18 protein-coding genes, 1 tRNA gene and 1 pseudogene are annotated in these 22,719 nt (G+C 60.3%); 13 read left to right on the top strand and 7 right to left on the bottom strand.

Annotation, left to right across the window (positions count from 1 at the left end; translation table 11 throughout):
• The first annotated feature begins 1 nt into the window (after position 1).
• The 7 genes from OEG81_RS13080 (at position 2) to OEG81_RS13050 (ending at position 9,404) form a co-directional block, all read left to right on the top strand.
• Positions 2 to 604 carry a MotA/TolQ/ExbB proton channel family protein gene (locus OEG81_RS13080; protein ID WP_264129692.1) on the top strand — a complete coding sequence of 201 codons (603 nt, stop codon included), beginning with the start codon at positions 2 to 4 and terminating at the stop codon, positions 602 to 604.
• Positions 601 to 963, top strand: coding sequence for a DUF2149 domain-containing protein (locus OEG81_RS13075; protein ID WP_264129691.1), 363 nt, complete (start codon positions 601 to 603; stop codon positions 961 to 963). The genes OEG81_RS13080 and OEG81_RS13075 overlap by 4 nt, the downstream gene beginning before the upstream one ends.
• 856 nt (positions 964 to 1,819) lie before the next feature.
• On the top strand, positions 1,820 to 2,650 hold the full coding sequence (locus OEG81_RS13070) for a helix-turn-helix transcriptional regulator (protein WP_264129690.1): 831 nt from the start codon (positions 1,820 to 1,822) through the stop codon (positions 2,648 to 2,650).
• Positions 2,632 to 4,113: a Wadjet anti-phage system protein JetA family protein gene (locus OEG81_RS13065; protein WP_264129689.1), complete on the top strand. Its 1,482-nt coding sequence runs from the start codon at positions 2,632 to 2,634 to the stop codon at positions 4,111 to 4,113. Before OEG81_RS13070 ends, OEG81_RS13065 begins: the two co-directional genes overlap by 19 nt.
• Positions 4,113 to 4,778: a DUF4194 domain-containing protein gene (locus OEG81_RS13060; protein ID WP_264129688.1), complete on the top strand. Its 666-nt coding sequence runs from the start codon at positions 4,113 to 4,115 to the stop codon at positions 4,776 to 4,778. The genes OEG81_RS13065 and OEG81_RS13060 overlap by 1 nt, the downstream gene beginning before the upstream one ends.
• Positions 4,775 to 8,230, top strand: a complete 3,456-nt coding sequence (locus OEG81_RS13055; RefSeq protein ID WP_264129687.1) for an SbcC/MukB-like Walker B domain-containing protein — start codon at positions 4,775 to 4,777, stop codon at positions 8,228 to 8,230. The genes OEG81_RS13060 and OEG81_RS13055 overlap by 4 nt, the downstream gene beginning before the upstream one ends.
• 4 nt (positions 8,231 to 8,234) lie before the next feature.
• Positions 8,235 to 9,404: a Wadjet anti-phage system protein JetD domain-containing protein gene (locus tag OEG81_RS13050; RefSeq protein ID WP_264129686.1), complete on the top strand. Its 1,170-nt coding sequence runs from the start codon at positions 8,235 to 8,237 to the stop codon at positions 9,402 to 9,404.
• Between the two features lie 409 nt (positions 9,405 to 9,813).
• Here the strand turns inward: OEG81_RS13050 and OEG81_RS13045 are convergent, their stop codons facing one another.
• The 3 genes from OEG81_RS13045 to OEG81_RS13035 form a co-directional block, all read right to left on the bottom strand.
• The gene (locus tag OEG81_RS13045) at positions 9,814 to 10,317 is read right to left on the bottom strand and encodes a GNAT family N-acetyltransferase (protein ID WP_264129685.1); all 504 of its coding nucleotides are present in this window, start codon (positions 10,315 to 10,317) and stop codon (positions 9,814 to 9,816) included.
• Positions 10,314 to 10,601 (bottom strand): DUF1778 domain-containing protein, encoded by a 288-nt coding sequence (locus tag OEG81_RS13040; RefSeq protein ID WP_264129684.1) that lies wholly within the window; start codon positions 10,599 to 10,601, stop codon positions 10,314 to 10,316. Before OEG81_RS13040 ends, OEG81_RS13045 begins: the two co-directional genes overlap by 4 nt.
• A gap of 601 nt (positions 10,602 to 11,202) precedes the next feature.
• A tRNA-Gly gene (locus OEG81_RS13035) sits at positions 11,203 to 11,278 on the bottom strand.
• A gap of 309 nt (positions 11,279 to 11,587) precedes the next feature.
• On the opposite strand from OEG81_RS13035, the gene murB reads away from it, so the two are divergent.
• The gene (murB, locus tag OEG81_RS13030) at positions 11,588 to 12,664 is read left to right on the top strand and encodes a UDP-N-acetylmuramate dehydrogenase (RefSeq protein ID WP_412034067.1); all 1,077 of its coding nucleotides are present in this window, start codon (positions 11,588 to 11,590) and stop codon (positions 12,662 to 12,664) included.
• 167 nt (positions 12,665 to 12,831) lie between these two features.
• On the opposite strand, the gene dapB is transcribed toward murB, so the two are convergent.
• Positions 12,832 to 13,623: a 4-hydroxy-tetrahydrodipicolinate reductase gene (gene dapB, locus OEG81_RS13025; RefSeq protein WP_264129682.1), complete on the bottom strand. Its 792-nt coding sequence runs from the start codon at positions 13,621 to 13,623 to the stop codon at positions 12,832 to 12,834.
• 190 nt (positions 13,624 to 13,813) lie between these two features.
• A pseudogene (locus OEG81_RS13020) lies at positions 13,814 to 14,287 on the bottom strand (outer membrane protein assembly factor BamE); the annotation flags it as partial.
• 164 nt (positions 14,288 to 14,451) lie between these two features.
• Between OEG81_RS13020 and fur the strand changes: the two are divergent.
• Entirely contained in the window at positions 14,452 to 14,877 is a 426-nt protein-coding gene (fur, locus tag OEG81_RS13015) for a ferric iron uptake transcriptional regulator (protein WP_264129680.1), read from the top strand.
• 67 nt (positions 14,878 to 14,944) lie between these two features.
• On the opposite strand, the gene recN is transcribed toward fur, so the two are convergent.
• Positions 14,945 to 16,588: a DNA repair protein RecN gene (gene recN / locus OEG81_RS13010; protein ID WP_264129679.1), complete on the bottom strand. Its 1,644-nt coding sequence runs from the start codon at positions 16,586 to 16,588 to the stop codon at positions 14,945 to 14,947.
• A 3-nt stretch (positions 16,589 to 16,591) separates the two neighbouring features.
• A complete protein-coding gene (locus OEG81_RS13005; RefSeq protein ID WP_264129678.1) occupies positions 16,592 to 17,491 on the bottom strand; it encodes an NAD kinase in 900 nt (299 codons plus the stop codon).
• Between the two features lie 118 nt (positions 17,492 to 17,609).
• On the opposite strand from OEG81_RS13005, the gene hrcA reads away from it, so the two are divergent.
• From hrcA to dnaK, 4 genes are all read left to right on the top strand, one after another.
• On the top strand, positions 17,610 to 18,620 hold the full coding sequence (gene hrcA, locus OEG81_RS13000; RefSeq protein ID WP_264129677.1) for a heat-inducible transcriptional repressor HrcA: 1,011 nt from the start codon (positions 17,610 to 17,612) through the stop codon (positions 18,618 to 18,620).
• Positions 18,621 to 18,691: 71 nt separating this feature from the next.
• Positions 18,692 to 19,768, top strand: coding sequence for a ferrochelatase (gene hemH / locus OEG81_RS12995; RefSeq protein WP_264129675.1), 1,077 nt, complete (start codon positions 18,692 to 18,694; stop codon positions 19,766 to 19,768).
• A gap of 166 nt (positions 19,769 to 19,934) precedes the next feature.
• Positions 19,935 to 20,546, top strand: a complete 612-nt coding sequence (gene grpE, locus OEG81_RS12990) for a nucleotide exchange factor GrpE (protein ID WP_264129674.1) — start codon at positions 19,935 to 19,937, stop codon at positions 20,544 to 20,546.
• A 170-nt stretch (positions 20,547 to 20,716) separates the two neighbouring features.
• Entirely contained in the window at positions 20,717 to 22,642 is a 1,926-nt protein-coding gene (dnaK, locus tag OEG81_RS12985) for a molecular chaperone DnaK (protein WP_264129673.1), read from the top strand.
• The last annotated feature ends 77 nt before the right edge of the window (positions 22,643 to 22,719 follow it).

Here is a 22,719-nt window from a genome sequence, read left to right as displayed (position 1 = left end):
ATTGGAACAGTTGATACAAACCCTTTCCTGGATTGCCGCCGCCCTGCAGGTGCCGGTCGTGGTCGCCATCCTCTATCTGCTCGCGCGCGGCTTGCTGGCCACGGGCGGATACTATGGCCGCTGGTCGGATCGGTTGCGGTGGCGCCGCCGCATCGGCATGGGCTCCGACGGCCATCTGCCCGAAGCGGGCATCGGTATGCTCATCGAGGCGCTCGAAGATGGGCGGGCCTCCGGCCAGCCGCTGCAACGCGCAGCGGCCGCCTTGCGGCAGGCGCCCGCCGACGCGGCCTGGCACGAGCGGGTGATCACCGAGTTTGAACTGGGCACGGACAGGCAGTTGGCGCTATACCGCAGCATGACCCGGATCGGGCCCTTGCTGGGACTCATGGGCACCTTGATTCCGCTCGGTCCGGCGCTGGTGGGCCTGGCCGCGGGCGACATCAGTCTGCTCGCGCGCAAGATGGAGGTCGCCTTTGCGACGACGGTCGTCGGCCTGGTGATCGGCGCGATGGGATTCCTGCTGCACCAGAGCGCCAGCCGCTGGGCGCTCGATGATCTGTCTCTGCTGGAATTCCTGAGCAGCAAACTGCGGGAAAAGGCATGAGCCGGCGCCGTTCCATACTGCGCGGTACGGGTGCAGACAGCGATGATATGGATCCGCTGGGATTTCTGATCAATCTATTCGATGTGGCGCTGGTTTTTGCGCTGGCCCTCATGATCGCCCTGGTCTCGAACCTGAAGATGGCCGATCTGCTCACATCCAAGGACTTCACCATGGTCAAGAATCCCGGTAAGTCCGATATGGAAATCATCACTCGCCAGGGCGGCGTGGTCAGCCGATACGTAGCCGGCGACGCTCAGGCGGGCAACCGCCAGGGCGAACGTGTGGGTACGGCTTACCGGCTGCAAAGCGGGGAGATTGTTTATGTGCCGGATAGCCAGTCGCGTCCGACGGACGAATAGAGACTACGAGATTGATACTGGGCCTGGATTTCTGTGTATAGGCCGTTATCGTTCGGCGTACTGTGAAGCCGATTGGAAAGCCGCCATTCAATAAAAAAGCCCAGACCGAAGTCTGGGCTTTTTTAAGAATTTGGAGCGGGAAACGGGAACACGAAAGTCCAATTATTCCCTTGGTTTACAAGGTTCTTTTCTGCTCTTCAAAAGACTGGTGAGCCCATTCCTGTACCCATCGGAAGAGATAGTACATCATTTCTAGAACGCAGTATCTATTGAGGGTCACCAAGGCTACTGACAGTCGTTCCTTCATTTTGATTTGAGGCTCTGCTCGGCACTATTTCAACCTGCGCGGAGGAGGGGAGACAAAGTACTCACTTGCTGCATCAACATCCAGCGTGGCTGAGCAGCGAGATCAGCGATGATATCGGTGCGCCATATTACGGTTGCTGGCGACGGCCGTCCGCCGACAATATGAGGTTTGCTGGTCAGACATTGCAAGCCCCGCAGCGAAGTGCATGGTTGAATTTGGATGCCAAACTCCAGAAAAATGCGAATCTCCGTGAAAATTCTGTATTCCTCTGACGAGTGATTAGAAAATGCAGCATGTTTCGTAAATGGCTAGAAATTTAAGTCGTTATCTAATCAAGCGATTGCAGACTGAGCTTCCTCGTGCACGCTATTGGATTTCGTCACGCTGGAGTCGTTCGGCGTGTCTCCCAAGCTCGCTGCCTACTATGTCCAGAGCGGCTTGTGCATCTGGCTTATGGCGTCTATGGGCTGTTACGTATAGTACTTAAAAAAGTATGATACTCTTTAAGGTATGGTTGGAAAAAGCGATACACCACATCAACGACTGACGATGCTCAAGCTTCTCCTAATCTGGGAGGGGCGTTTGAATCGTGGACGGCTGATGGATCTCTTTGGCATCAGTTCCAACTGGGCCAGCGTTTGGATTCGGGAACTCCGTGAGCAGCATCCGGAATGGCTTGTCTGGGACACAAGGACTCGAAGCTTCCATGCGACGCCGGAAACATACAAAGCCTGGCGCATCGCCGATCCTCGACGATTCGAGGATGCCACCTCTCTAGCTAAATACCTGGCGCTCGTTGGCATGCCGTATGCGGCCACCGAGGGCACCCTAGGCGAAGGCGGTCTCTTGGCCGCATTTCCCGATCTCTCGACACCGTCCCCGCAGCACTTTGCCATCATTTCCGAGGCGATCCGGCAAGGTCGGGCCATTCAACTGACTTACCGATCCATGCAGCATCCCGAGCCGCATCAACGGACTATCTCTCCACACAGTCTGATTCGAGCTGGCCGCCGTTGGCATGTGCGCGCTTATTGCGACGTTCGACAGGATTTCCGAGACTATGCGCTGGGCCGGATTGTTAATGCCAAACTGTTATCGGCATCTGCGATCCAAGGTGAACAGAACGACAAGGCCTGGCTAACCAGCGTCCCAGTGCGACTTATTGCTCACCCGGACCTGACGCCCGAGCAGGAGTCGCTAATCCGCTTTGAATACTTCGGGAACACTGCTGCACGGGTGCAAACGTGCCGTGGAGCCCTGGTGAGCTACTTCATCCAGGATGCGCGCGTGGCGACTGATGTTAAGAAGCAACTTCCACCGGACTACCAGTTGGCGGTAGCCAACCTTGAGGAGGTAAAGCCTTGGCTATTTCCCACCTGACGCCAGCACTGCATCGCACCGGTGCGACGGCGGCAACACTCTTGTTTGAGCGATTGCCCGACCGGCTTTTCGCACCACTTGCCTCAGCCAACCGACATCGCTACTGGGCCCTGCTTTGCCGTCTGCACGAGAAACGCTTTGGCCCTGATGCTCCTCTGCCACCCAGTCAAGGCTTCTCAGTGCGCGAGATCGTGCAGGACATTGAGGACGAGCTGCTTACCCAGGACATCTGGGAAACCGAGGATGGCGACTCACCGGAAACCCCCATCAACATTCGCGCCATCCAGGTCTTCCACCGTTTCGAAGAGGCTGGCTGGTTTCGCCTGGAGAAACATGGTGTCGAGAAGCGCGTCACGATGCGGCCGACGGTCAACCAGTTCCTGACAATCCTGGTGTCATTCGCCGAGACCGGACCCGTATTCCTGTCCGGAAAGATCCGCTCCATCGACCTTAACATCCAGCAGGTCGTCGAAGGTAAGGCTGACGGTGATACGCTGAGTGAAACCTCCGAGCAGGCACGCCACCTCCTCGAACATGTGCGCAATACCGGAACGAACATCCGCGACATCATGGAGGCTCTTGCACGTGAGACCACCACGGCCGAGTACGTTCGGCGCTTCTTCAGCGACTACATCGAGCAGGTGTTCATTGGCGACTACCGCGAGCTGCGCACCAAAGAGCACCCTCTGTCGCGCCGCCGACAAATCATCCGGGCCGTGGAGGAACTGTCCTCGACGGAAAGCCACCGGCTGCGGTTGATCACTTGGTATGAGACGAAGCGTTGCGCTGGCGATCGCCACAAAGCGGAGCTCCTCTTCGAAAAGGACATTCATCGCCTTCTTGAACTGAATCGAATCGACGAATACCTCGACCGACTCGACGACGAGATCCGTCGCGCCAACCGTCGTGCGCTGGCCTATCTTGACTACCGGCTGCGTTCGCTGCGGCCTGTGGATCACTTGGTCAAACAAGCTATCGCCACTGCCCTAGCGGGAAATCTCCCTGCGGTAAGCGATCCATTCCCGTCTGGCGACATGATCAGCGGCGACCGCCTTGCAGAGCCGCGAAAGACAGTCAGTCGGGCGCCGCCATCGAGTCTGCGACGCGAGCGTCCGTCGGATGCTCAGATCGCTAGGGCCCACGTCATGCTTCGCGCCCGGGAAGCCCGGAGCATGACGCCACTCAAGCTCGCAGAGTTCGTGGTTAGCCGTCTCGCGGGCGCCGATCAAGTGAATAGCAACAGTCTCGCGTTGGGCACCATCGCCGACGTTCGAGCCTATCAGGCCTTGGCAGGGCTTGGTTTGACCATGAGCTCCGATAGCCGGAGATTGCAGCTCTCGGCCACGGCCATGGCGAAGGGGTTTCGCGTGACGTTGGCGGACGCCGCCGCCACCGACCGGACGCTCATTGCGGGGCGTCCCTTCACCATTGAGCGGCGCAAAGCGCCAACGGAGAAAGCTTGATGAGCCAATACTGGGAATTACTGGCATCTCGGAGTGATGATCAGCACACGAGCGAAGAGCTCGAGATGACGGCTTACCGGCTTGCTGTTGAGCAGGTGCTCTACTACGCCGACCGTCACAGCCGCACAGCCTATTGGATGATTGAGCGCTACGAGCGTGAATTCCGGCAGGCGCTGGTGCCGCTGGGCATTGATGTTCAGGTGAACCGCCAATTGCGCTATGCCTACGCCCTACCCAAGCACGCGAAGGCTGGGACCGCTTCCATTGCACAGACGGTTTTTGCACTGGTCCTGCGCGCGATTTACGACGAAGCGGCCAGCATCGGGCAACTGACCGAAGGCGGTGAGGTGCTCTGCGACCTCGTGGAGTTGGCCGAGAAATATCGCCTAATGTCTGGCAAAGAGCTGCCCACCAAGGGAAAGCTGGACTCCTTGATGGAAACCATGAAGCGCTGGGGTATCGCCAAGAAGTCTGAGGACCACGGTCTTGACGACGGCGAGGATATGGCAGGCCAACCCTATGCGGTGGTCATTCGACCGGCGATAGCCGACGTGCTGGGCGAGGCTGCGCTGGCGCGCCTGGTGCAGTTCAAGGCCGTTGCTTCTGCAAACGACGAACCAGAAGCTGTCACGTCGGTTGCGGAAGAAGGGGAGAGCCAAGAATGAAGTATCTCGAGCGAATCAGGGTGGTGCAGTTCTTCCTCTTCGAGCAGCAGGATGTTCAGCTAGGAGAAATCACGGGTATTTTTGGTCCGAACGGCAGCGGCAAGAGTTCGCTGCTTGATGCGGTGCAAATTGCCATGCTCGGCGCCAATAGCCGCCTGGTCGCGCTCAATGCGCAGGCTGATGAACAGGCGACGACCCGTTCGTTGCGCGCTTATTGTCTCGGGCAGTATGGCGAGAGCCCGGAGCATCGGGCGCGTGACAACGCGACAACTTATATCACTCTGATCTGGCGGGATACCGAAACCGGCGCTCCGCTGTCCATGGGGGTGTGCCTGTATGCCTCTGCCGACCGGGATGGTCATGATGTGCAGGGGCGCTACATTCTGCCAGATGTTGAGCTGTCTCTAGGCGATCATCTCGAGATGGTCGATGGCGAGCAGCGGCCGCGGACCTGGGCGACGTTCCGGCACCAGCTAATCGAGCGCTCCAAGGTTTCAGGTCAGGATCCGCTCTACACTGATTCTGAGCGGTACATCCGAGCGGCCTTGCTGGCTCTGCGAGGCTCCGCCGGTAGCGCCCCAGCACCGGAAGCTTTCAGCCGCGCTTTTCGCTTCGCCCTACGCATGCGTTTCGATAAACCGGTCGATCAGATTGTCCGCAATGACGTGCTGGAGGCTCGACCCACGAACATCAAAAAGTTCAAGGAGGTCACTGAATCTTTTCGGCGTTTGGCGGAAATGGTCGCGCAAGTGGAGGCCAAGATCGCTGACGGTGAGCGCGTCGGCATCGAATACGAAAAGGCATCGGATGAATCCCAACGCGCCGTGACCTGGAATGCTCTCTCGAAGACGGCTGCCGCCCAAGTAGCGGGCGAAGCGCTGGAGCAGGCTCTCATCGCCACGGAAAACGCGGCGCAAGCCGTGCAGGACTGTGAGGCCAAGGAGTCTTCCTTGGAGAACGAGGCCAACGAGGCGAAGGCAGCTGCAGAGCGGGCACGCGTACAGCGCGAGGCGCATGCGGCTCACAAGGACTATGGCGCACTGCAGACCTCAATCCAGGCTGCGAAGGGCCGCGCACAGGCAAAGCGTACTGAGATCGTCAATAACATTCAGTTGGTGCGACGAGCGTTAAATGAGGCTGTGGGATCTGATTTCTTAAAGGTGCAAACGTCCGAACTACAAGCGGCGGCGAGTTCAATGGATCAGTTACGGAGCCAAGTGGCCGAGGACGCGATAGCTCGGGAGGAGGTCGTAGCAGCACTACGCCCGGCGCTCAAGACGGCGCAGGCTGCATTCAAGGAGTTGTTCAGTCAAGGCGGGGTGCTCAAGCGGAGCCTCGATGACGCACGCGAGGCGGAGCGGCAAGCCCAGGAGAGCCTGAAGCGTGTTCGAGCAGGCCGGCCTCCGCTCTCGTCCGAGGTTCAGCGGCTACTTACAGAACTGGGGGATCATGGCATTCAAGCAACGCCGGTTTGCGACCTGGTACGCATTATCGATCCAGATTGGCAACCGGTCATTGAGGCGTACCTGAAGCGTAACATGGAGGCGCTGCTGGTTTCTGCCGACCAGGAGAAGGATGCTTTCCGCATTTACCGTGGCCTTACGGGTTCACAGGCTGTCTATGGCGCCAAGATTGCCATGGAAAGCCGCCAAGCTCTTGGTAAGCGGTTCGAGCAGGGTTCTGTCGCCGGGCTCATCGACGGCGACAATCCGGCAGCTGTCGCTTATCTGCAGCGCCAGTTCGGCGATTTGCGCTGCGCATCAAGCGACAGCGAGGCGCTTGCCGGGCAACGTACCCTCACCACAGATGGAATGCTGGTGTCTGGTGGCGAAATCGAGCGGTTACGCCCCGTATCGCCGACCCAGTTCCGGATTGGTGCTAGCAGCACCAACTACCGTAGCGCGGTTCAAGATGAGTTGGCGCGTGCGCAGAAGAAAATTCGGGATTTAGAAGTCCAAGAGCGGGCATTGAACGGATTGGTTGACGTACTGCGGCAGGCGGCTCACGAAGAGTCCGCCCTGAAGTACGTGGGTGAAGCATGGAGCGCCATGGCCGAGGCCCGCCATGAGGTTGTCAACAAAACCGAGCTATTGAAGGAGGCGGCGGACGAGGACTATGTACGCCTCGGCGTGGAAGAGGCGGAGGCATCACAGCGTGCTTCTGTGGCCGAAAGCTGCCTTCGGGAGGTGGCTCGGGAGATTGGGCGCGCAAAGGAACAACACACGCAGTGCAAGGCTCGCGAAACGATTGCGAAAGCTGCAGTCGAGGCTGCCCATGCTGCGGTCACGGAGGCACGGCAGCACCCCGAGGTTGAGAAGGACTTCGAAGCTCGGCAGTGGGATGCACTTCTCGATAAGTATGACAGCGCCTACTCTGCCATGGAACGGCACTCGGTCGAACAAGAAGGTTTCTGCCGACGGCGCATGGCTGCAGCCATTAATGCAGGCACCAAAGAGTTGGGCATCTTTCTGCAGAAATACCGAGAGCATGCGCCGCAAGAAATTGCCACCGACTGGTTGACGGCTTGGAGCTGGTTGAAGGACTTGCTTAAGCAGTTGAACGACACCCAACTCGCCCCCTTCAAGGAAGACATGGATGCGGCCTACCGAACCTCACAGGAGACCTTCCGCAATGATGTGGCAATTGCGCTCAGCAACAACCTGGAGTGGCTGAGGGAGACCATGGACCGGCTGAACGCGGTGCTGCGCGAGTGCCCGACCTTCTCGAACGGTGAGCGCTATCAATTCCGGCGGGTAGCTCGGCCGCAATTGGATTCGCTGCTCAAGTTCGTGAAGAACGTCGCGGCCTATGGCCCGGCAGAAGACCTGCTCGGCGGTCCTGGCGAACTTCCCGAAGAATTTCATGCGCTGCTTGAAGAGAAGATTGCGCCCGGTGCCACCGGTGTGCGCAGCCCTCTGGATGACTACCGTGAATTCTTCGAGTTCGACATCGAGATCCTGCGCGAGGATCCGTTGACCAAGATGTCAAAGGTCGTTGGCCACCTCAGCAAGCGCCTGGGTCCAGGCTCCGGCGGGGAACACCGCGCGCCGCTCTATGTCATCGCCGGAGCGGCGCTGGCGTCTGCATACCGCCTCGACCGTGGTCAAAAAGACGGTCTGCGGCTGATGCTGCTTGATGAGGCCTTCAACAAGATGGATCCGACCAACATCATCGCCACGATGCGCTATTTGGAGGAGTTGGGTCTGCAGGTTTTCATGGCCAGTCCTGGCGAGAACCTTGGCATCCTGACAGCATTCCTGCATCGCTACTACGACATCCTGCGCGACGTCGACAACAACGCCGTTATGATTGAGGGCCGGGAAGTTCTACCGGAGACCCGGGCACTGTTCCGTTCTGACTTGCCCGAGTTCAATCCTGAGCTGATCGAACAGGAGCTTGCGGTCATGCATCAGGGCATGGCCCACGTTTCGGCGATGGTGAAGGAAATCTGACGCGATGGATGAACGCGCACGTCAGTTGCTCGAGAAGCTGCTCCGCGACGCAGACAAGGCTAACGCGGGCGTCCGTTCGCGAGCGGCGGCGCTTACGCGGTCCAATCTCGCGGCCTACCGTAGCGAAAGGGTATTGCAGGCCAAGGAGTCTTTCGAGACCACGATGCAGGCGGCACGAGCCCAGGGCGCTGTCAGCCTGACGTGGGACGATCCTCAGGAGGGAAACGGTTTTATCACGCGGGTGGCTCTCGTCGATCCGAGGGTCTTGGCTGAGTTTCTAGGCCGTACGCCACTGGGCGACGTACTGACCAGCGTCGCAATGCAGTTTGCGCCGTACCTGGAGCGCTTCCCTGTGCTCAATGACGTTATGCAGCGTTGGTCCCAGTTGCGCACTGTTCGGACGTTAACGCCAGCGTCAGCGCAGGACTGGGTAGATGCAGTGACGGTTATTGACTCCGCGATTAATGTGTCGGCGGATGCAATCTCGGCCCCAATTCGCGAGGCGAGCTACCGCATCTTCAAGGACAGCAAACGCATCGAGAAGCTAGTTGGCCCAATCGATGTGCTGTTATGCGGTAGCGTTGAAGCAGTGCCCCGTGAACCCACTGCTGTTTGGGAGGAATTGGGCCTGTTCCGCGAAGAGCATCCCGTGCTACTTGCCGGCAACGTAGTCATTATCAGGGAGCGAGCGTCGGCTTTCCTTGACATACCCTACGTAGGGCTACCGGCTGCCACCGTGCGGAGCTTAGAAACCTTTCCGCGCCAGGTGATGACCATCGAGAACTTGACGACGTTCCACAGCGAGGCGAAGCGCCGTTGCAACGAGGACGTGCTACTCATTTACACCGCGGGAATGCCTTCACCAGCCTGGCGAGCAATGTACGTCAGGCTTCTTCAGGCAGCGCCTAAGGCAACGCCAGTCCTTCACTGGGGTGATGTTGATGAGGGTGGTTTCCGAATCGCCGCGGCACTGGCTCGTGAGGCGCTGGCTGCCGGCCATACATTGCAGCCCTGGCGGATGCATCCAGATGATGTTCCCGTCGAAGTGCGCCGTAAGGCGACTCCCTACGTTCTGGGGCGCATTCGCCATTTTGCTGACGCGGCCGGATGGGCGACGTTGGGTGAGGCTGTAGTGGCGGCTGGCTTTACGGTGGAGCAGGAAGGGCTAACGTAAACCGAGCCATTGTGGTAGCAATAGGCTATCAGTTAGTTGCTTGGCGGCTTACCCTGAGCACCGGTTACATCAGAAGATGTGGCGTCGAGAACGAACAGCGCAGAGGTGAAGGCCCGTGCGCTGCTCGACGAAGCGGCCACACTGTTTCTGAACGGAGGCCGAAACAGCGCGCCTCTGGGGTGCGAGCAGTTCGCCATCCAAATCGGTTGCCCAAGAAAGAGCCTGAGCCGAATGCTCTCGTCCAAGGGTAATCCCAGCATGGATAACTTGGCAGCGAGTTTTGGCGTCGTGTGCCGGCGGTTGGGTGTGGCACTGCAAGTCAACGTTGTGGGGCAGTCAATATAAACATATGCGAGAAACTTGACTTGGCGCCCTGATGCTTTTCCGCTGAGGGTGTCCCACTTTTACGTTAAACAGACTTCAGCGGCAGAAACAACCGGCGATGACCGCCCGAGTCCAGCAGCGAGAAGCCAAACTGCTCATAGAAGCTACGTGCCTGCTCGTCTATGGCATCGACGATCATGGCATAAATGGCGATCTGGTCGCTGACTGCCAACGTGCGCTGAATGGCATTGACCAACAGCATTCTGCCCACACCATGGCCACGGGCTTGCTGATCGACAGCAAGCCTACCCAGCAATGCCGCCGGGACCGGATGTCGAGGCAACTTGCGGGCGACACTGTCAGGCAACTGATCGAGTTCAATCGAAAGCGTGGACAATGTGTAATAGCCCACGATGGTGTGCGGATTCGCTGGTGTCGTCGCAACAAATACGCGACTGATGCGGCGCTTCACATCCTGGCTAGCCTGTTTGTGGAGATAATTATCCAGCGAAGGCACACCACAGTGAAAGCCGGATCTCTCGTGGCTCCCGTCTAGCGCTGAGATGAACAGAGACGAATAGTCGGTCATTTGCTGGTCACGCGTTGCTCATGTTCCTTGAGGGCGGCGGCCAGCCTCTTGTTGAGTCGTACAGGCTTGACCAGGGCATTGAAGAACGCCTCGGAATCCTGCCTGTTCAGGCGCATGGTTTCGTGCGCGTCAATGGTTTTTTCAGCATACGCCAGGGCACTGGTCAGGATAAAACTGCTGACCGTTTTTCCCTCGAAACGCGCGGCACGCTCCAGTACCTGCTTAGCACCCTGCTCCAGCCGCAAATTAATGCGTTCCTGTTTGGTATCGGTCGCTGCACTCATAGCAAATACCTCCACATCTGTAAATAGGCAGACCATAATTGTACGTCAAAATGGTGCCTGCAATAAACTATAGTTTCAACGCTGAGACCTGCACACGACGACGTACAAACCCGAGTCACATGAATCAAGAGCCGGTGCATACCTATATCTTCTGCAGCATCACCGCAACAAGATGCAATATGTCGCGGATCAACTGCTGATCTCACTTTCTTATTGCTACTACCGTTTCAACGAAGCACTGGAAATGGCGCGCAGCCAGTGTGATCTGCCCGACACCATAGGCAAATTGAGCCCTGCCTTTTATCCAGGTCCTTGGCGATCCTTTCGTCTACCCCGAAGAGGACAGCCCCCTTGCTTGACCCCGTCTGGGGTCCAAATGGAACTCCCACTACCGCTGCTCGTTGATTCGCGATAGCAGAACTCGACCTACTTAATACCGCGACATGCTTTACTTGCGCTCATGGTTCGCCGAGCTATGGCTGCGAGAGAAATGAAAAGAAGAAAGTCCGTTTCAGTCGTAAGCAGTCACTCAACCAAACCGCAAGAACGAAACCACCAAACGCAAAAAGGCCCAAACCGAAGTTTGGGCCTTTTTAGAATCTGGAGCGGGAGACGAGTCTCGAACTCGCGACCTCAACCTTGGCAAGGTTGCGCTCTACCAACTGAGCTACTCCCGCATATTTACTGCCTGCTTCATTCATTGCGGTGTGAACCGCTGCTGAAAGAAGCCTCGCATTATAAGCACTTTTTTCTGGCCATGCAAATCATCCGAGTCGGACTTTTTGCACCCCTGTCTATCAAAGCATGTTTTCAAAACCCGCCGCGATAAACGTGCCGTACGATGCGCCTGGATCTAAATAAATCAATATTCAGCCAAGACCAAGATAATAGCACGATTGCTCCCATGGCTGTCAAGCAGGGCCTGCTGCTTTTATTCTGCAAATACAGAGGGCCAACCGCCCGTCGAAGAAACGGCATGACGAGGTATGCTTATGCCTTCAGCGATTTTCCTCGAAACTTCTTCACCGGCAGGACCCCCTTTGCTGCAAGTTCACGACCAGGATCTGACCTCTCTAAACACACTCGGCCTGCGTTCGCGGGCCAGGGCGCTTGTCCGTTACAGCGCCGCGGAGCAATTGCCGCTGCTGAGCGAGCTGGCATCGCACTACGACACGGCCATGGTGCTGGGCGGCGGCAGCAATGTGGTGCTTGCTCCGCAGCTGGACTGCCTGGTCGTCAAGGTGGAGTCCCGGGGCATAGAACTGGTCGACGAAAGCAAGGACGCATGGATCATCGAGGCGCAGGCCGGCGAAGTCTGGCACGATTTCGTGGCGCATTGCGTGAGCCAGGGATGGAACGGTCTGGAGAACCTGGCGTTGATACCGGGCACGGCGGGGGCGGCGCCAGTGCAGAATATAGGCGCTTACGGCGTCGAACTCGACCAGCGCTTCCACAGCCTGGTCGCATGGGACCTGCACACAGGCCGCCTGCTTGAAATGGGGCCGGACGATTGCCGGTTCTCGTATCGCAACAGCTTCTTCAAGCAGTCGGAACCCGGACGCTGGCTGATTACCGCGCTGCGCCTGCGCTTGCCCAAGGCATGGCGCCCGGCGCTCGACTACCCGGATTTGCGTCAGCATCCTTCCTTGCAGGAAGGCGCCGCGGCGGTGACGGCGCGGCGGGTATTCGATGCGGTGTGCGAGGTGCGCCGGCGCAAGCTGCCGGATCCCGCTGTATTGGGCAACGCGGGCAGTTTTTTCAAGAATCCCGTTGTCGATGCCGCGGCCTTCAGCGCGCTCAAAGCCGCGCATCCCGATTTGGTGGCGTATGAGCAAGCGGGCGGGCGCGCCTACAAACTGGCCGCGGGTTGGCTGATCGATCGCGCCGGCTGGAAGGGCAGGCGTCTGGAGCGGGTGGGCGTGCATGACCGCCAGGCGCTGGTGCTGGTGAATCATGGCGGCGCCGATGCGCATGACATCCAGCGATTGGCGGACGCTATAAAGGCGGACATCCAGGCGCGCTTCGGCGTGGCCCTGGAGCAGGAGCCTGTGCAGGTCCGCTGAAAGCAACAAGGCCCGCGCGGGCGGGCCTAGGCTTGCATCCATCAGACTCGGAACGGCGAACTGCCGATTATGGCGCGATGACAGCCCTACAGATTGCGCCGCCATCTTCAAGGCACAGGCGGGAATGTGCTGTTCGCGAACTTTTCAATGCCTGCGGCACTTTACGTCTAGGTCGCCAGCACGTCCTGCATGTCGAACAGCCCGAATTCCTTGCGCGCCAGATAGCGGGCCGCGCGCAGGCTGCCTTGCGCGTACGTGGCGCGGCTGCCGGATCGGTGCGTGATTTCGATGCGTTCGCCCGTGCCGCAAAAATACACGGTGTGATCGCCGATGATGTCGCCGCCGCGCACGACGGAAAAGCCGATTTTGCCGGTTTCGCGTGCACCGGTTTCGCCATGGCGCGCCCAGTCGGCGATATCGTTCAGCTTCTTGCCCCAGGCCGATGCCACGGCCTCGCCCATGGCCAGCGCCGTGCCGGACGGGGCGTCGACCTTGTTGCGATGGTGGGCTTCGAATACCTCAACGTCGTAGCCGCTGTTCAGCAGCTTGGCGGCCATTTCAAGCAGCTTCAAGGTGGCGTTGACGCCCACGCTCATGTTGGGCGCGAATACGATGGCGATCTTCTGGCTGGCGGCCTGTATGGCCAGCTTGCCTTGGTCGTCGAATCCGGTGGTGCCGATGACGCATTTGGTGCCGTGCTTGATACAGGCTTGCAGATGCGCCAGCGTTCCTTCGGGCCGGGTGAAGTCGATCAGGCAATCGGCATGAGCCAAGGCGTCCAGATCGTCGGTGATGATTGCGCCGGTTTCCTGGCCGAGGAAGGCGCCGGCATCCTGGCCGATCGAGGCCGACCCTGAGCGATCCAGCGCTGCGGTCAGCTGTAGATCCGGGCTTTGGAGCACGGCTTCGATAAGCATGCGGCCCATGCGGCCGTCGGCCCCGGCGATAGCGATACGCATAGTGTTCCTTTTGTTAGCGCAGCGGCTCGGCGGTGCTTCGGCCGGGATTGGGAGCCCCCGGATTGGCCGTGCGCGGCTCGCTGGCGTTGATCAATGGCCGGCGCGGCTGGGCCGCTGCGCCACCCTGCGGTTGAGTGTCCTGCGCGTCGGCATCCGTGGCCGTCTTGCCGTCATTGGGGGCGTTGCTTCCCTGGCCGGAGCCATCGACGACGGGGCTGGTTTGCGCCGACGTTTGTTCGGGCGCGTCATCGGAACTGATCTTGCCCGTGCCGTCCTGCGCGTCGCCCGCTTCGCCTGCGCCGGTGTCCGCTTTCTGGAATGGCTGGCGGTCCGGCTGCTGGTCGCCTTCCCAGCGCACCAGGCTGTCGCCTTCGAACCAGACCGTGAACTTGCGTTCCTGTTCGTCTCCGTAGCCTGGCTTGTTATAGTAGGGGTAATCCCAGCGATTGGTGCGGAAGACATCCTGCAAGGTGGGGGTGCCCAGAATAAAGCGGACTTGTTCGCGGCTCATGCCTTTTTGCAGCTGCGCGACCTGCTCGGCGGTGATCCAGTTGCCTTGCTGGACGTCGGGACGATACGGGAAACCCCAGTTGGTCGTGCCGCAGGCCGCCAGGGCCAGGGCTATTGCACTGGCCGCCAGGCCGGCGCGAAGCGTTGAAAATATTGGTTTTGCAGTCGTCAGCACGAAGCGCCCCTGTTATTCAGATCGAATAAAACCGTTATCATAAAGGTTTAAGAATAAACGCATAATAGCGTTAGTCAGCGTTGGGCGCACAGCATACCCTGCGCGCGCCCGAACATCATCCTACCGCCAGAGACATTTTAGCTATGAACGACCAAAATGAACTGAAGAATATGGGCTTGAAGGCGACTTTTCCGCGCCTCAAGATTCTTGATATTTTCCGACGCGCCGATCTGCGGCATCAAAGCGCCGAAGACGTGTACCGCACGCTTATCGCCGAAGACGTGGATATCGGGTTGGCGACCGTGTACCGCGTGCTGACCCAGTTCGAGCAGGCCGGCATCCTGGTGCGCAGCCAGTTCGATGGCGGCAAGGCGGTATTCGAGCTCAACGACGGCGACCACCACGATCACCTTATCTGCACCAATTGCGGCAAGGTGGTGGAGTTCACCGACCACGACATCGAAAAGCGCCAGCACAAGATCGCCAAGGAACAGGGTTTCGCCCTTGAAAGCCACACCATGCTCTTGTATGGCATTTGCTCCGACTGCTCGCCCAAGCACGCCAAGTAAAAAAGCCGGAACCCGCAAGGTTCCGGCTTGCCTTCCCCCCGTCCGTGAAGGGCGGGGCTGCGCTTCTTTAGCTTGCCAGCATCTCGCGCGCATGCTTGCGCGTGGTGTCGGTGATTTTCAGCCCGCCCAGCATGCGGGCGACCTCGTCGATGCGGCCTTTGGCATCGAGCGCCTGGATGGTCGACAAGGTGCTTGAAGCGGCCGTCGATTTCCTGACTTCGTAATGATGCGAACCGCGTGCCGCCACCTGGGGCAGGTGGGTGACGCACAGCACCTGGTGGCGTTCGCCCAGTTCGCGCAGCAGGCGGCCCACCATTTCGGCCACGGCGCCGCCCACGCCGGTGTCGACTTCGTCGAAGATAAGCGTGGGAACACGCGCCGCCTGGCTGGCAATCACCGACAGGGCCAGCGAGATCCGCGCCAGCTCGCCGCCTGACGCCACCTTGGCCAGGGGCCGTGGGCTTACGCCGGCGTGGCCCGCCACCAGGAACTCGACCGTTTCCATACCGTGGGGGCCGGGAGGCGATTCGGACAGGCTGATGTCGAAGCGGCCTCCTTGCATGGCCAGCGTCTGCATGGCCGCGCTCACGCGCTTGCCCAGGTCTTTGCTGGTTTTTTTCCGGGCGGCGCTCAGCTGCGCGGCAAACTGGTGATATTCCGCCCGGGCTGTTTGCTCGCGGGCCTCCAGCGCCGGGATGTCGGCGGCGGTCTGGCTGGCATTCAGCTGGTCTTCCAGGCTTTGTCCGAGGGCGGGGATATCCTCGGGCTCGATCTTGAACTTGCGCGCCAGGTCGAAGATTTCGGAAAGCCTTTGCTCGGCCTGGGCGAGCCGGTCGGGCTCCAGTTCGAGCCTGTCCAGGTAGCTGTTCAGGTCGGATACGGCCTCGGCCGCCGAGATGCGCGCCGACTCGATGGCGTCGTAGATGCCCTGCAAATGGGCGTCGTGGCGCAGCAACTGTTGCAGGGCGTGCCCGGCGGTGTTCAGCGCCTGCTGGGCGGACCCTTCATCGCTATCGAGGGCCGCCAGCGCCTGGGTCGCGCCGTCCAGCAGGGCCTGCGCATGCGCCAGGCGATTGTGGTCGTTGTTGATGGCGTCCCATTCGCCGGGCTGAAGGCCCACACGATTCAGTTCGGACAACTGCCATTCAAGGCGTTCGCGCTCTTCCTGCAGCGTGGCGCTGTTTGCGCGGGCGGCGTCCAATGCTTTCAGGGCATGCTGCCATTGCTGCCAGGCTTGCTGCACCTGGCGGGCCAAAGGCAAATGTCCGCCCTGGGTGTCCAGCAGTTCGCGCTGGCTGGCCGATTTCAGCAGGCTTTGATGCGCATGTTGGCCGTGGATGTCGACCAGGTATTCGCCCAGTTCGCGCAGTTGCCCCAGCGTGACCGGCAGGCCGTTGATGAAGGCGCGGCTGCGGCCCTGGCTGTCGATGACGCGGCGCAGGACCAGGGCGTCGTCGGCGTCGAGTTCCTGTTCGCGCAGCCAGCCGCCCAGCGTGTCGGGAGGATCGAACACGGCCGAGATATCGGCGCGCGCCGCGTTCTCGCGCAGCGCGGAGGCGTCGGCGCGGGCGCCCAGGGCCAGCGAGAGCGCGTCGATGAGTATCGACTTGCCCGCGCCCGTTTCGCCGGAGAAGACCGTGAACCCGGCGTCGAACTGGATTTCGGCCTGCTCGACGATGACAAAATCGCGTATATGCAAAGTACGCAGCATGGGCTATTCGACCTCGTCGGAGGGTTGCGGCATGTGGTTCCAGTACAGCTTGCGTCGCAAGGTGGAGAAGAAGCTGTAGCCGGTGGGGTGGATGAAGCGTACCGTATTCTGTGCCCGGCGCACCTCGATGCGGTCGCCGGCCTGGCAGTCGGACCAGGTCTGCATGTCGAAGTGGACGCTGGCGCCGGACTCTACCCGGCCCAGGGCGGTAACGGTAAGGCTCAGGGTGCCGCTGTCGGGCAGCACGATAGGCCGGTTGGACAGGGTTTGCGGCGCGACCGGAACCAGCAGGATGGCGTTCAGGCGCGAATGGACGATGGGACCGTTGGCCGAGAGCGAATAGGCGGTCGAGCCGGTGGGGGTGGCGATGATCAGACCGTCGGCCCGCTGGCTGTACATGAAGGCGCCGTCGAACTCGACCTTGACTTCGATCATGCCGCCGCGCCCGGCGCGGTTCAGGACGACGTCGTTCAGGGCCACGCCTGAAAAAAGGGTTTGGCCGTCGCGCACCACGCGCCCTTCGAGCAGGACGCGGTCTTCGGCCTCGTAGTTGCCCTGGATGACGCTGGCCAGGGCGTCGTTGGCGCTATGCAGGGGAATGTCGGTGATGAAGCCCAGCCGGCCGTGATTGATGCCGATCAGGGGCACATTGCTGTGCGCCAGCTGGCGGGCCGCGCCCAGCATGGTTCCGTCGCCGCCCATGATGACGGCCAGGTCGGCCTGATTGCCGATTTCCTGGTAAGAGGCTACGGTGTGTTCCCGTATGCCGGTATTCTTGGCCGTATCGGCCTCGATCAGCACTTTGCAGCCGGCGGCGCCCAGCATATCGGCCAGCTTGCGCAAAGGGGCGTCAAGACCGGTGTCCTGATAGCGGCCCACGATTGCAACGTTTTTGAAATGCATAAGGCGAATACCTGCTGGTTTGGTGGAATAATAGGACCCGTTGATTATAGGTTCCCGCGAGCGGGTTGTGGCGCTGGGCAGGACAACCCCGGCCTGAAAGTTTGCATAAAATAGAACCATGGATGACCGAGCGAACGCGCTCCTGAAAGCGCTCATAGAACGATACATAGCCGACGGGCAGCCCGTGGGGTCGCGGACCCTCTCAAAAATGTTCGACCTGTCGCCCGCGACCATACGCAATGTCATGGCCGACCTCGAAGACCTGGGGCTGATCCACAGCCCCCATACGTCGGCCGGCCGGGTGCCCACGCCCAAGGGCTATCGCCTGTTCGTCGACCGCCTGCTGGCGGTGCAGCGCTTCGAAGTGCTGCCGGCCAGCCAGATCCGCCAGATTCTCCCCGCGGCCGAGCCGGGCAGGGCCGTGACGGCCGCCGCGGCCCTGCTGTCCAATCTGTCTCAATTTGCCGGCGTCGTCCTTGCGCCCAAGCGCGCCCAGGTCTTTCGGCAGATAGAATTCATCCGCCTCTCCGAAAAAAGAGTGCTTCTCATCATCGTCACCCCCGATGGCGACGTCCAGAACCGCATCCTGTTCGTGTCGCGCGACTATCTCGAACAGGAACTGCTCGAGGCCAGCAACTTCTTCAATCAGCATTTTGCCGGCATGTCCTTCGAAGAAGTACGCCTTGCCATCGCCGACGAACTGTCCTCGCTGCAAGCGGACATTTCCCGCCTCATGCAAGAGGCCGTCGAGGCCGGCGCCGCCACGGCGGACACCGATGAATCGCTGGTCATTTCCGGCGAAAGCAAATTGCTGGACATTTCCGACATCGCCTCCGACATGGACAGGCTGCGGCGCATGTTCTCCTTGTTTGAAAAGAAAACCGACCTGCTGCAACTGCTGGACGTGTCCAGCCGCGCGCAGGGCGTGCAGATCTATATCGGGGGCGACTCCCAATTGGTTCCTCTGGACGACGTGTCCGTCATTACGGCGCCGTATGGCGTCGATGGAACGGTGGTCGGCACGCTGGGCGTGATCGGCCCCTCGCGCATGGCCTATGAACGTGTCATTCCCATCGTCGATATCACGGCGCGGCTATTGTCCAACGCGCTCAGCCACAACCAGTCCTGACGCGACCGCGCCGCCATGCATGGCGGCGCGGTCGCCGCGGCTTAATTTTCCTGATCCGGGCCTCGATCCACATGTCTTCCTTGTTCTCTTCGCGTTACTTGCCCGAACCCGCCGACCCGCAGGCCTTCAATCCGGATCCGCCGCCCCGCGATCCGGGCCCCGTAGGCGTGCTGCTGATCAATCTGGGCACGCCCGACGAGCCGACGCCGGGGGCGATACGCCGCTATCTGGGCGAGTTCCTGTCCGATCCGCGCGTCATCGAAATTCCGCAATGGATATGGCAGCCCATCTTGCGCGCCTTTATCCTGACGCGCCGGCCTGCCGCGCTGGCGCCGCGCTATAAGGAAATATGGCTGGAGCAGGGTTCGCCGCTGCTGGTCTGGAGCCGGGCGCAGGCGCAGGGGCTGCGGGACAGCCTGGCCGATCAAGGCATCGCGGCGCACGTCGAGCTGGGCATGCGCTACGGAAATCCGTCCATCGCCGATGCGCTTGCCAGGCTGCGCGCCGACGGCTGCCAGCGTATCCTGACTTTGCCCATGTACCCGCAATATGCGGCCAGCACCACGGCGACGGCGGTCGACAGCGTAGCCGCCTGCGCCGCCCGGATGCGCGACCAGCCCGAACTGCGTTTCGTCAAGCGCTATCACGACGATCCGGGCTATATCGACGCGCTGGCGAGACAACTGCGCGACTATTGGGCCGCCAACGGCAAACCCGATCGGCTCCTGCTCAGCTTCCACGGCCTGCCGCGCCGCAGCGTCGAGCAGGGCGACCCCTACTACCGCGATTGCATGGAAACCGCGGGCCTGCTGAAGCAGCGGCTGGGCGCCGACGGCGAACGGTTGCACGTATCCTTTCAAAGCCGCTTTGGCACCGAAAGGTGGCTGGAACCTTATACCGAACCGACCTTGCGCGAATGGGCCAGGCAGGGCATCGGCCAAGTGGACGTGATGTGTCCGGGTTTCCTCGCCGACTGCCTGGAAACCCTGGAGGAAATCCAGATGCAGTGCCGGGATGCTTTTCTGTCCGAGGGCGGCCGGCAGTTCCGTTACCTGCCCTGCCTGAACGGCGACCCGGACTGGGCGTCCAGCCTGGCGGGCATTGCGCGGGGGCATCTGGCCGGGTGGGTTCCGGCGGAGCGGGTGTAAACTCTGGGGCGTTTTATTCGGTGGGCATGCCGGCTTTATGCAAGTTCGAGCCCATGGATGGCGCCGAATGAGTTATGGCCGGGAAACGCCATGTTCCCAGGTCTTGAAATGGGGGCTGACGCCCCCATTTTCATGGAATTGCATACCGTAGATGTGGAGATTTTTTATGCCGGCACCCAAGGAACCCGTAGATCCCAAGCAACAGGATGCTTCGGTCGATACGTCCGAACACCTGGAAGTGAACGACGCCCAGGGCGCATCCGACAATAGCGATATTGACCAGACCCAGGCTCAGGAGCAGCTGGCCGCCGAAGAAGACTGGGCGACCTTGCTGTCCGAGTCGCAAGCCAAGGTGGCGCAGTACCACGAAGAACTGCTGCGGGCCAAGGCCGAGGTCGAGAACATACGCCGCCGCGCTCAGGAAGATGTGGCCAAGGCGCGCAAGTTCGGCACCGAGTCGTTTGCCGAAAGCCTGATCCCCGTCCGGGACAGCCTGGAGGCCGCCCTGGCCCTTACCGACCAGACCGCCCAGGCCTGGAAGGAAGGCGTCGAGGCCACCTTGCGCCAGTTGAACACGGCATTCGAACGCAATCTGCTTAAAGAAGTGGCGCCTGTCGAAGGCGACAAGTTCGATCCGCACGTGCATCAGGCGATTTCCTCGGTGCACTCCGAGCTTCCCGAAGGAGCGGTGGTGCAACTGCTCCAGAAGGGTTACACCATTGCCGACCGGGTGCTGCGCCCCGCGCTGGTCATGGTGTCGTCCGGGCCGCATTCGTAAATTGCAGTGTTTTCGAGGTTGAATCCGCCTTTTTCACCTTAAAACGGCGCTTGAAGCGGGAAAATCATAAAAAATCCCGCCGTCAGGCTTGAAATTGCACTGCGGATCCCCACTTACGATTCATCAGGCAGTTTTTACAAATTCAGAAATTTTTCAGCAGGGTAATAGATATGGGCAAGATTATCGGCATTGACCTGGGCACGACCAACAGCTGTGTGGCTGTTCTGGACGGCAGCAGCGTCAAGATCATCGAAAACGCCGAAGGCACGCGCACCACGCCTTCCATTGTGGCGTACATGCAGGACGGCGAAATCCTGGTGGGCGCCCCCGCCAAGCGCCAGGCCGTCACCAATCCAAAGAATACGCTTTATGCCGTCAAGCGCCTCATCGGCCGCAAGTTCGACGAAAAAGCGGTGCAAAAAGACATCCATCTCATGCCTTACGGCATCGTCAAGGCCGACAACGGCGACGCATGGGTCGAGGCGCAAGGCAAGAAACTGGCGCCTCCCCAGGTGTCGGCCGACGTGCTGCGCAAAATGAAGAAGACGGCCGAAGACTACCTGGGCGAGGAAATCACCGAGGCGGTCATCACCGTTCCCGCTTACTTCAACGACAGCCAGCGCCAGGCCACGAAAGACGCCGGCCGCATCGCCGGGCTGGACGTCAAGCGCATCATCAACGAGCCGACGGCGGCCGCGCTGGCTTTCGGCATGGACAAGACCGAAAAGGGCGACCGCAAGATCGCCGTTTATGACCTGGGCGGCGGCACCTTCGACGTGTCCATCATTGAAATCGCCGATGTCGATGGCGAGAAGCAATTCGAGGTGCTGTCCACCAACGGCGACACCTTCCTGGGCGGCGAAGACTTCGACCAGCGCATCATTGATTACATCATCGGCGAATTCAAGAAGGAAAGCGGCGTCGACCTGTCCAAGGACGTGCTGGCTTTGCAGCGCCTGAAGGAATCGGCGGAGAAGGCCAAGATCGAACTGTCCTCGGCGCAGCAAACCGAAATCAACCTGCCGTACATCACGGCGGACGCCTCTGGTCCCAAGCACCTGAACCTGAAGGTCACCCGCGCCAAGCTGGAAGCCCTGGTCGAGGAACTGATCGAACGCACCATCGAGCCTTGCCGCATCGCCATCAAGGATGCGGGCGTGAAAGTGTCCGAGATCGACGACGTGATCCTGGTCGGCGGCATGACGCGCATGCCCAAGGTGCAGGAAAAGGTCAAGGAATTCTTTGGCAAGGAGCCCCGCAAGGACGTCAATCCGGATGAAGCCGTTGCCGCCGGCGCGGCCATCCAGGGTTCGGTGCTGGCCGGAGACCGCAAAGACGTGCTGCTGCTGGACGTCACCCCCCTGTCGCTGGGCATTGAAACCCTGGGCGGCGTGATGACCAAGATGATCCAGAAGAACACCACGATACCCACCCGGTTCTCGCAGGTGTTCTCGACCGCCGACGACAACCAGCCGGCCGTCACCATCAAGGTCTTCCAGGGCGAGCGCGAGATCGCCGCGGGCAACAAGGCGCTGGGCGAGTTCAATCTTGAAGGCATCCCGCCCGCGGCACGCGGAACGCCCCAGATCGAGGTCACCTTCGACATCGACGCCAACGGTATCTTGCACGTGTCGGCCAAGGACAAGGGCACCGGCAAGGAAAACAAGATCACCATCAAGGCCAATTCCGGCCTGAGCGACGACGAGATCGAACGCATGGTGAAGGATGCCGAAGCCAATGCCGAGGAAGACCATCGCATTGCCGAACTTGCGCTCACGCGCAATCAGGCCGACGCGCTGCTGCATTCCACGCGCAAGTCGCTGGGCGAGTATGGCGACAAGCTGGATGCCGCCGACAAGGAAGCCATCGAGGCGGCCCTGAAGGAACTCGAAGAGACCTTGAAGGACGGCGACAAGGCCGCCATCGAGGCCAAGGTCGAAGCCCTGTCCACCGCTTCGCAGAAGCTGGGCGAAAAGATGTACGCCGATATGCAAGCGCAGGCGGCGGCGCAGCAAAGCGAGGCGGCCGATGCGGCCAAGCCTGTCGACGACGATGTGGTCGATGCCGACTTCAAAGAAGTCAAGCGCGATCAATAAGCGCTGGCTGTAGCGGTTTGAGCCCGGTTTCTGGTGTTTTGCCGGAAATCGGGCCTTCTTATTCAAGCACAAAGAAC

This window comes from Pollutimonas sp. M17 (assembly GCF_025836975.1).
In the GTDB taxonomy this organism is placed as follows: Bacteria; Pseudomonadota; Gammaproteobacteria; order Burkholderiales; family Burkholderiaceae_B.
Note: the sequence above shows the minus strand (reverse complement) of the source record. Positions and strands in the feature narration are given on the sequence as shown.